Annotated in this window: 6 protein-coding genes; 3 read left to right on the forward strand and 3 right to left on the reverse strand. The window is 52.2% G+C overall.

Annotated elements, in window-relative coordinates; translation table 11 throughout:
* Positions 1–398 precede the first annotated feature (398 nt).
* The gene (locus ACSZPU_RS21095; RefSeq protein WP_499002842.1) at positions 399–1,106 is read left to right on the forward strand and encodes an EAL domain-containing protein; all 708 of its coding nucleotides are present in this window, start codon (positions 399–401) and stop codon (positions 1,104–1,106) included.
* Positions 1,107–1,170: 64 nt separating this feature from the next.
* Positions 1,171–2,613 carry a protein adenylyltransferase SelO gene (gene selO, locus ACSZPU_RS21100; RefSeq protein WP_499002844.1) on the forward strand — a complete coding sequence of 481 codons (1,443 nt, stop codon included), beginning with the start codon at positions 1,171–1,173 and terminating at the stop codon, positions 2,611–2,613.
* 3 nt (positions 2,614–2,616) lie between these two features.
* Here selO and hemP read toward each other — a convergent pair whose 3' ends face one another.
* From hemP to ppsR, 3 genes are all read right to left on the reverse strand, one after another.
* Entirely contained in the window at positions 2,617–2,808 is a 192-nt protein-coding gene (gene hemP, locus ACSZPU_RS21105) for a hemin uptake protein HemP (protein WP_499002845.1), read from the reverse strand.
* A gap of 136 nt (positions 2,809–2,944) precedes the next feature.
* On the reverse strand, positions 2,945–3,991 hold the full coding sequence (gene aroH, locus ACSZPU_RS21110) for a 3-deoxy-7-phosphoheptulonate synthase AroH (RefSeq protein ID WP_499002846.1): 1,047 nt from the start codon (positions 3,989–3,991) through the stop codon (positions 2,945–2,947).
* Positions 3,992–4,143: 152 nt separating this feature from the next.
* On the reverse strand, positions 4,144–4,977 hold the full coding sequence (gene ppsR / locus ACSZPU_RS21115; protein WP_499002848.1) for a posphoenolpyruvate synthetase regulatory kinase/phosphorylase PpsR: 834 nt from the start codon (positions 4,975–4,977) through the stop codon (positions 4,144–4,146).
* 332 nt (positions 4,978–5,309) lie between these two features.
* Between ppsR and ppsA the strand changes: the two genes are divergently transcribed.
* Positions 5,310–7,688, forward strand: coding sequence for a phosphoenolpyruvate synthase (gene ppsA, locus ACSZPU_RS21120; protein WP_499002850.1), 2,379 nt, complete (start codon positions 5,310–5,312; stop codon positions 7,686–7,688).
* Positions 7,689–7,846: the final 158 nt, after the last annotated feature.

A 7,846-nucleotide genomic window follows, 5' to 3' on the forward strand; every position in this document is an offset into this window, starting at 1 on the left:
TTATCTTTCAATGGTCAAGCTGGGTTGCATCCGATTGTTTTACAAGAGGTTATGCAATTAAGGGACACAGCCTAATCCCATTGTTCGCAAGCAGCGACGGGCTAACCCGGCCGCTGCTTTTGTGAACTAAACGCAAATTTTGTTTTTTTCCTCATCATTCATCCATTCTTTCTTCAATATTTCTTATTTAACTATTCGTTACCTTAAAGGACTGTCTACATCGTGGCGGGCGCTGGTATGGGCAATTTAACCAGGATAAGCTTGATCACGAAAAGAAGGAATTTTTCGACAATATAATGGGAAATGATGAAGCCAGTTTTATTAAACTCAACTACATTGAAACATGTGCGCATTGGTTTTTCGATGCCGGATATCACCCTTAACGCGGGGTTGGCGCCATGATCGTTTCGTTTGATGACACTTATCGCTCAGAGTTTTTATTAAAGCCTGCGCGCAACGGCTACGGTACCCTTGTCGGGGTAGAAATACTGGTCAATTTTGTCGGGGCCGGTACTGTACATGCGCCTGCCGAGCAGATCCTGCCGCGCCTGACGACAGACGAAGCGCTGACGCTTTTTGCTGAGCAATTAGATTTACTGGAATCCTGTAAGTTGTTCTTTATTCAGCATCAACTTCTTGCCTGGATAAATATTTCGCCGGTTATTGTCGACGCGTTGATTTCCAATGTTGAACTTGCCGAGAAGGTAGCGAAATATCCTTTCCTTGAATTTACCGTAAATGAGAATTATCCCGATCTAACAAAAGGCAAAGAAAATCATTCACTCGTATTATTGAGCGAACGTTATTCTGTGATACTGGCAAACTTTGGTGCCGGATCTGCCTCTACCCGCGCCATTTTTGATGGGCTGTTTAATCGGGTCGCACTGGATAAAGATTTCGTGCATCAGCGCCTGATGTCGCGTTCGTTCGAACCCTTTATGCGGGCGATTGTCTCGCAAATTTCCCCCTATTGCCGTTCGGTGATGATCGGCGGTATTGATGATGAAAAAACCTTAAAACGGGTCAAGCCGTATCAGTTCAATGCGATGCAGGGGAATTTGTGGCCGGCAGTGCCTGCCTCCATGATCACCAGTCTGGTTCACTGATAACCCTGGCCTTAACCTCTGTTTAACATCATGTAAACACACTACAATAAAGACAGGAGGAATTATGGCCCTGTCTTTTATTACCCGCTGGCGCGATGAGCTGCCAGGTTTTTATACCGCACTGTCTCCAATACCGCTGAGTAACGCCCGGCTGCTTTGGCACAACGCGCCATTGGCGAAAACCATGGGCATCGATCCTGCTCTGTTTGCGCCCGAAAAAGGCGCAGGCGTGTGGGGTGGCGAAACGCTACTCCCGGGAATGTCGCCCCTTTCGCAAGTCTATAGCGGCCACCAGTTTGGTGTCTGGGCGGGGCAACTGGGCGACGGGCGCGGCATTTTGCTCGGCGAACAACAGCTGCCTGACGGTACGACGCTGGACTGGCATCTCAAAGGTGCCGGGCTTACGCCGTATTCCCGTATGGGGGATGGTCGCGCTGTTCTGCGCTCAACCATCCGCGAAAGTCTGGCCTCCGAGGCCATGCACCATCTGGGTATTGCGACGACCCGTGCGCTTTCAATTGTCACCAGCGACACGCCTGTTTATCGCGAAAGCGTCGAGCAGGGGGCAATGATGATGCGCATTGCGCAAAGCCATATTCGTTTTGGTCACTTCGAGCACTTCTACTATCGCCGCGAACCGGAGAAGGTCCGCCAGCTGGCAGATTTTGTGATTCGGCATTACTGGCCGCATCTGGAAAATGCTGCCGACAAGTATGAGGTCTGGTTCCGGGATGTCATCGCCCGTACCGCTGCATTGATGGCTCGCTGGCAGGCAGTTGGTTTCGCTCACGGAGTGATGAACACCGACAACATGTCGATTCTGGGCCTGACGATTGATTACGGTCCCTTCGGTTTTCTCGATGACTACCAGCCCGGTTTTATCTGCAATCACTCGGATTATCAGGGGCGCTACAGCTTTGATAATCAGCCAACCATCGGGCTGTGGAATCTACAATGCCTGGCGCAAACCCTGTCACCGTTTGTGAGTGCCGATGTGCTCAACGCGGCGCTGGATAGCTACCAGACGGCATTGCTGACCGAATACGGCGTATTGATGCGCCAGAAACTGGGCTTCTTTAGCCAGCAGAAGGACGACAATGTGCTGTTGAGTGAACTCTTCGCGCTGATGGCGCGTGAAGGCAGCGATTACACCCGCACTTTCCGCATGTTAAGCCATAGCGAGCAGATGAGCGCCAGCAGCGCGTTAAGTGATGAGTTTATCGATCGTGAGGCATTTGACAGTTGGTTTCGCCGTTACCGGGATCGTCTGGCGCAGGAGAACATTCCTGATGCGCAGCGCCAGCAGCAGATGCAAAGCGTGAACCCGGCGGTGGTACTGCGAAACTGGCTCGCCCAGCGGGCGATTGAACAGGCAGAGCAGGGGAACACCGAAGAGCTGGAGCGTCTGCATGCGGCATTGCGTGAGCCTTATGCCGAGCGCAATGATGACTACAGCCGCCGTCCGCCAGACTGGGGGAAACGGCTGGAAGTCAGCTGCTCAAGCTAATGTCTACTTGGTTAAAATCAGTTTTCCGGCGTGTGTTTGTCGCAGCAGATATTCTTGCCCCTGATGCTCTATGACAACGCGCGCCGCATCTCCCAACAGCGTTTTGCTGTTGATTCGGCGATCCTCAGGAAGAATAGTGGTTGGGCTGGTGGGCAGTTTCTCTGCCGTAGCGGTCGTGGTATCCCTGTTGGACATTTTGCGTTAACGATATTAGATATAACAATGAGAATTATTATTGATACTTGTGAGATAAGCCGCAAGTATTATTTGTATAACCAATCATTTGGGGTAGGGAAAAGTGTCCCGCCGGGAGACCCGACGGGAGAGGGGATTACAGACGTGATGAAACAGCAGCAGCGAGTTTATCCAGTAACAGTTCGCTGTCTTCCCAACTCAGGCAAGGGTCGGTGATGGACTGGCCGTACACCAGCGGCTGGCCTTTGACGATTTTTTGCGTACCTTCTTTCAGGAAACTCTCGGCCATCACCCCGGCAATGGCCGTTGAACCATTGCGAATCTGCGCACAAATGTCATCACACACGTCGAGCTGACGGCGATGTTGTTTCTGGCAATTACCGTGGCTGAAATCGACGACAAGTTGTTCCGGCAGATCAAATTCACGCAGGGTTTCACAGGCGGCGGCAATGTCATCAGCGTAGAAATTCGGTTTTTTACCGCCACGCATGATGATATGCCCATAAGGGTTACCGCTGGTCTGGTAAATGGTCATCTGCCCGGTTTTGTCCGGCGAGAGGAACATATGGCTGGTGCGGGAAGCGCGAATCGCGTCCACCGCGATACGGGTATTCCCGTCGGTACCGTTTTTGAAGCCAACCGGGCAGGAGAGTGCTGAAGCCATCTCGCGGTGGATCTGGCTTTCGGTGGTGCGCGCGCCAATCGCGCCCCAGCTGATCAGATCCGCGATAAACTGCCCTGTGACCATATCCAAAAACTCGGTTGCCGTCGGCACGCCCAGTTCGTTCACTTCAAGCAGCAGTTTACGAGCCAGTTCGATACCGTGATTCACGCGGTAGCTGCCGTTCAGGTCTGGGTCCGAAATCAATCCTTTCCAGCCCACAACGGTGCGCGGCTTTTCGAAATAGGTGCGCATCACAATTTCCAGTTGCGCACTGTGCTTTTGCCTTAATCCCTGCAGGCGACGGGCATAATCCATTGCGGCATCCAGATCGTGGATCGAGCAGGGACCAACAATCACCAGCAGGCGTTTGTCTTCACCGTTCAGGATTTTCTCGATACGGCGTCGGGATTGCGTGACATGTTCCGCAACCTCAAGGGAAACGGGGTGCCGCTGCGCCAGCTCAGCCGGGGTGACCAGGCTCTCGATGCGCGCAGTGCGAAGTTCATCGGTTTTGTTCATCAGAATTCTCAAAATTTTGTGCTCAAACGGCCAAATGCCGGAGGCGATGCGCACACCTTAAACCAATCCTTGCTTAATTCAATAGCAGGTTGTGATACGCATCACATCAAAGGCCAGCATGATAGCAAATTCGTTACTCATGTACTAGCTTATTAGTACATGCGACGATTGAGCCCCATGATGTCGAGAATTTTGGTGGCGATCTCTTCAACGGAATAGTTGGTGCTGTTTAGCCATGGGATTTGGTTCTTGCGGTAAAGCGCTTCCACTTCTGCCACTTCCATGCGGCACTGGCGTAACGAGGCGTAGCGGCTATTTTCCCGGCGCTCCTCGCGGATGGCAGCTAAACGCTCCGGATTAATGGTCAGACCAAATAATTTATGCTGAAGAGGCTTCAACGAAACCGGGAGAACGAGATTATCCATATCATCGGCAATAAAGGGATAATTCGCTGCGCGAATGCCGAACTGCATTGCCAGATAAAGGCTGGTCGGCGTTTTTCCACAACGCGAAACACCCAACAAAATCACCTGAGCCTGATCCAAGTTGCGCAACGAAATACCGTCGTCATGTGCCAGCGTGTAATCAATGGCGGCAATGCGAGCATCATATTTCGTCAGGTTGCCTGGATTTAACCCATGGGTGCGATGCGCAATAGGTGTCGGGTCGAGTTTTAATTCCTGTTGTAGCGGTGCAACCAGTGCCTGAACAATGTCCTGACAAAATCCTTCGCACTGTAAAATAATGGCGCGAATTTCTGGCAGTACAATGGAATAAAACACTAATGGACGCACGCCTGTCTGCTGATAGATAGCGTCAATCTGGTCCTTTACCGCTCTGGCGCGGCTTTCATTCTCAACGAAGGGCAGCGTGATGCTATTGATGGAGACGGGGAATTGCGACATCACCGCATGGCCTAATACTTCTGCAGTGATAGCGGTACCATCGGAAATATAAAAAACCTGGCGGTCAACAGCTGTGTCCATTTTACCCTTCCTGATTGTCATGCGTAATTATCTGAAAGCATAAATTAAAGTCACGCTTCTGCGTAGAGGCTTTTCCGAAATTTTAAAATGAAACACTATTTTTGTTTTTAATGAAAAGTACGGTTCATTTTTATTATGAGCTTAAAAAAAGAATGGTTTTCAGGATTATCTGATTATCAGGGACTTAAGAATTGACGGGAAACTATCCGAAAAGACAAAAATTTAAATTGCTTGAACGATTCACCGTTTTTTCAGGCGGAATAATTATGCCAGGATGAAACGGTAGCAAATGCTTTATTACCCCATTCAAATATCACAAAAGGATTGTTTAGATGTCCAACAATGGCTCGTCTCCGCTGGTGCTTTGGTATGACCAACTCGGCATGAATGATGTAGACAGAGTTGGGGGCAAAAATGCCTCCCTTGGTGAGATGATTACTAATCTGTCCGGTATGGGCGTAAGCGTACCCAATGGGTTTGCGACCACAGCCGATGCGTTTAACCAGTTTCTCGAACAAAGTGGCCTGAATCAGCGCATCTATGACCTGCTGGAGAAAACGGACATTGACGATGTTTCCGAACTGGCGAAAGCCGGGGCGCAGATTCGCCAGTGGATTGTCGATACCCCGTTCCAGCCGGCGTTTGAAGATGCAATCCATCAGGCTTATGCCAAATTGTCTGCTGATGACGACCAGGCCTCCTTCGCTGTGCGCTCCTCGGCGACGGCAGAAGATATGCCGGACGCTTCCTTTGCGGGCCAGCAGGAAACCTTCCTCAACGTGCAGGGGTATGACGCAGTGCTGGTGGCGGTGAAGCACGTCTTCGCTTCCCTGTTCAATGACCGTGCCATCTCCTACCGTGTGCACCAGGGTTACGATCACCGCGGCGTCGCGCTGTCGGCTGGGGTGCAGCGGATGGTGCGTTCAGACATCGGTTCTTCCGGCGTGATGTTTTCCATCGACACGGAATCCGGCTTCGACCAGGTGGTATTTGTTACCGCGGCCTGGGGGCTGGGCGAAATGGTGGTGCAGGGCGCGGTCAACCCGGATGAGTTCTACATTCACAAGCCAACGCTGGCAGCGGGACGTCCTGCTATCGTACGCCGCACAATGGGCTCGAAGAAAATTCGCATGGTCTATGCCCCGACGCAGGAGCATGGCAAACAGGTGCGTATCGAAGACGTCGAGCAAGCTAACCGCGACCGTTTCTCGCTGACTAACGAGGAAGTGCAGGAACTGGCAAAACAGGCTGTGCAGATTGAAAAACACTATGGCCGCCCGATGGACATCGAATGGGCGAAGGACGGACATACTGGCAAGCTGTTTATCGTGCAGGCGCGTCCGGAAACCGTGCGCTCGCAGGGCAAAGTGATGGAGCGTTACACATTGCATGCGCAGGGCAAAATCATCGCCGAAGGGCGTGCGATTGGCCAGCGTATCGGTGCCGGTCCGGTGAAAGTGATTCACGATATCAGTGAAATGAATCGCATCGAACCGGGCGACGTGCTGGTGACCGACATGACCGACCCGGACTGGGAACCGATCATGAAGAAAGCGGCGGCTATCGTCACCAACCGTGGCGGGCGTACCTGCCATGCGGCGATCATCGCACGTGAGCTGGGGATCCCGGCGGTTGTCGGCTGCGGCGACGCAACGGAGCGCATGAAGGATGGCGATAAGGTGACCGTCTCCTGTGCCGAAGGCGATACAGGCTACGTGTATGCCGAGATGCTGGACTTTAGCGTGAAGAGTTCGAGCATTGATGAAATGCCTGCGCTGCCGCTCAAAATCATGATGAACGTCGGCAACCCGGACAGAGCATTTGATTTTGCCTGCCTGCCGAATGAAGGCGTCGGGCTGGCTCGTCTGGAATTTATCATCAACCGTATGATCGGCGTGCACCCGCGTGCGCTGCTGGAGTTTGATGACCAGGACGTAAAACTGCAAAACGAAATCCGCGAAATCATGAAAGGCTACGATTCGCCGAAAGAGTTTTACGTGGGGCGTCTGACCGAAGGCATCGCCACTCTGGGGGCGGCGTTCTATCCCAAACGCGTGATCGTGCGTTTGTCTGACTTCAAATCCAACGAGTACGCCAACCTCGTCGGCGGTGAACGTTATGAGCCGGATGAAGAGAACCCGATGCTCGGCTTCCGTGGCGCTGGTCGCTATGTTTCCGACAGTTTCCGAGACTGTTTTGCGCTGGAATGTGACGCCGTTAAACGCGTGCGCAACGAGATGGGGCTGACCAACGTGGAAATCATGGTCCCGTTTGTTCGTACCGTTGAGCAGGCGAAAGCGGTAGTGGAAGAACTGGGGCGTCAGGGGCTGAAACGCGGCGAAAACGGACTCAAGATCATTATGATGTGCGAGATCCCGTCGAATGCGCTGCTGGCTGACCAGTTCCTCGAACACTTCGACGGCTTCTCTATCGGCTCAAACGACATGACACAGCTGGCGTTGGGGCTGGATCGTGACTCCGGAGTGGTCTCTGAGTTGTTCGATGAGCGTAATGAAGCGGTGAAAGCTTTGCTGTCGATGGCGATTCGCGCAGCCAAGAAACACGGCAAATATGTCGGCATCTGTGGGCAGGGCCCGTCGGATCACGAAGATTTCGCGGCCTGGCTGATGGACGAGGGCATCGATAGCCTTTCCCTGAACCCGGACACCGTGGTGCAAACCTGGCTGACGCTGGCTGAACTGAACAAATAAGCCATTCATGTCTTCTGATAAAACCTCACTTCTGCGGAAGTGGGTTTTTTTTATACCTAAAATTCGGCAGGAATACGTTGAGCCTTAGGGAAGGTGCGATTTAATCGGTGGGGTTCAGTGGAGTCCTTAGCTGTATTAGCCTTACCTTAGCTGAGCTG

This window comes from Phytobacter sp. V69 (genome assembly GCF_965644215.1).
Classification (GTDB): domain Bacteria; phylum Pseudomonadota; class Gammaproteobacteria; order Enterobacterales; family Enterobacteriaceae; genus Phytobacter.

Excerpts from the sequence above, each read along its gene's own strand:
- ACSZPU_RS21095 (WP_499002842.1), top strand. The coding sequence starts at position 399 with ATGATCGTTTCGTTTGATGACACTTATCGCTCAGAGTTTTTATTAAAG.
- selO (WP_499002844.1), top strand. The coding sequence starts at position 1,171 with ATGGCCCTGTCTTTTATTACCCGCTGGCGCGATGAGCTGCCAGGTTTT.
- hemP (WP_499002845.1), bottom strand. The coding sequence starts at position 2,808 with ATGTCCAACAGGGATACCACGACCGCTACGGCAGAGAAACTGCCCACC.
- aroH (WP_499002846.1), bottom strand. The coding sequence starts at position 3,991 with ATGAACAAAACCGATGAACTTCGCACTGCGCGCATCGAGAGCCTGGTC.
- ppsR (WP_499002848.1), bottom strand. The coding sequence starts at position 4,977 with ATGGACACAGCTGTTGACCGCCAGGTTTTTTATATTTCCGATGGTACC.
- ppsA (WP_499002850.1), top strand. The coding sequence starts at position 5,310 with ATGTCCAACAATGGCTCGTCTCCGCTGGTGCTTTGGTATGACCAACTC.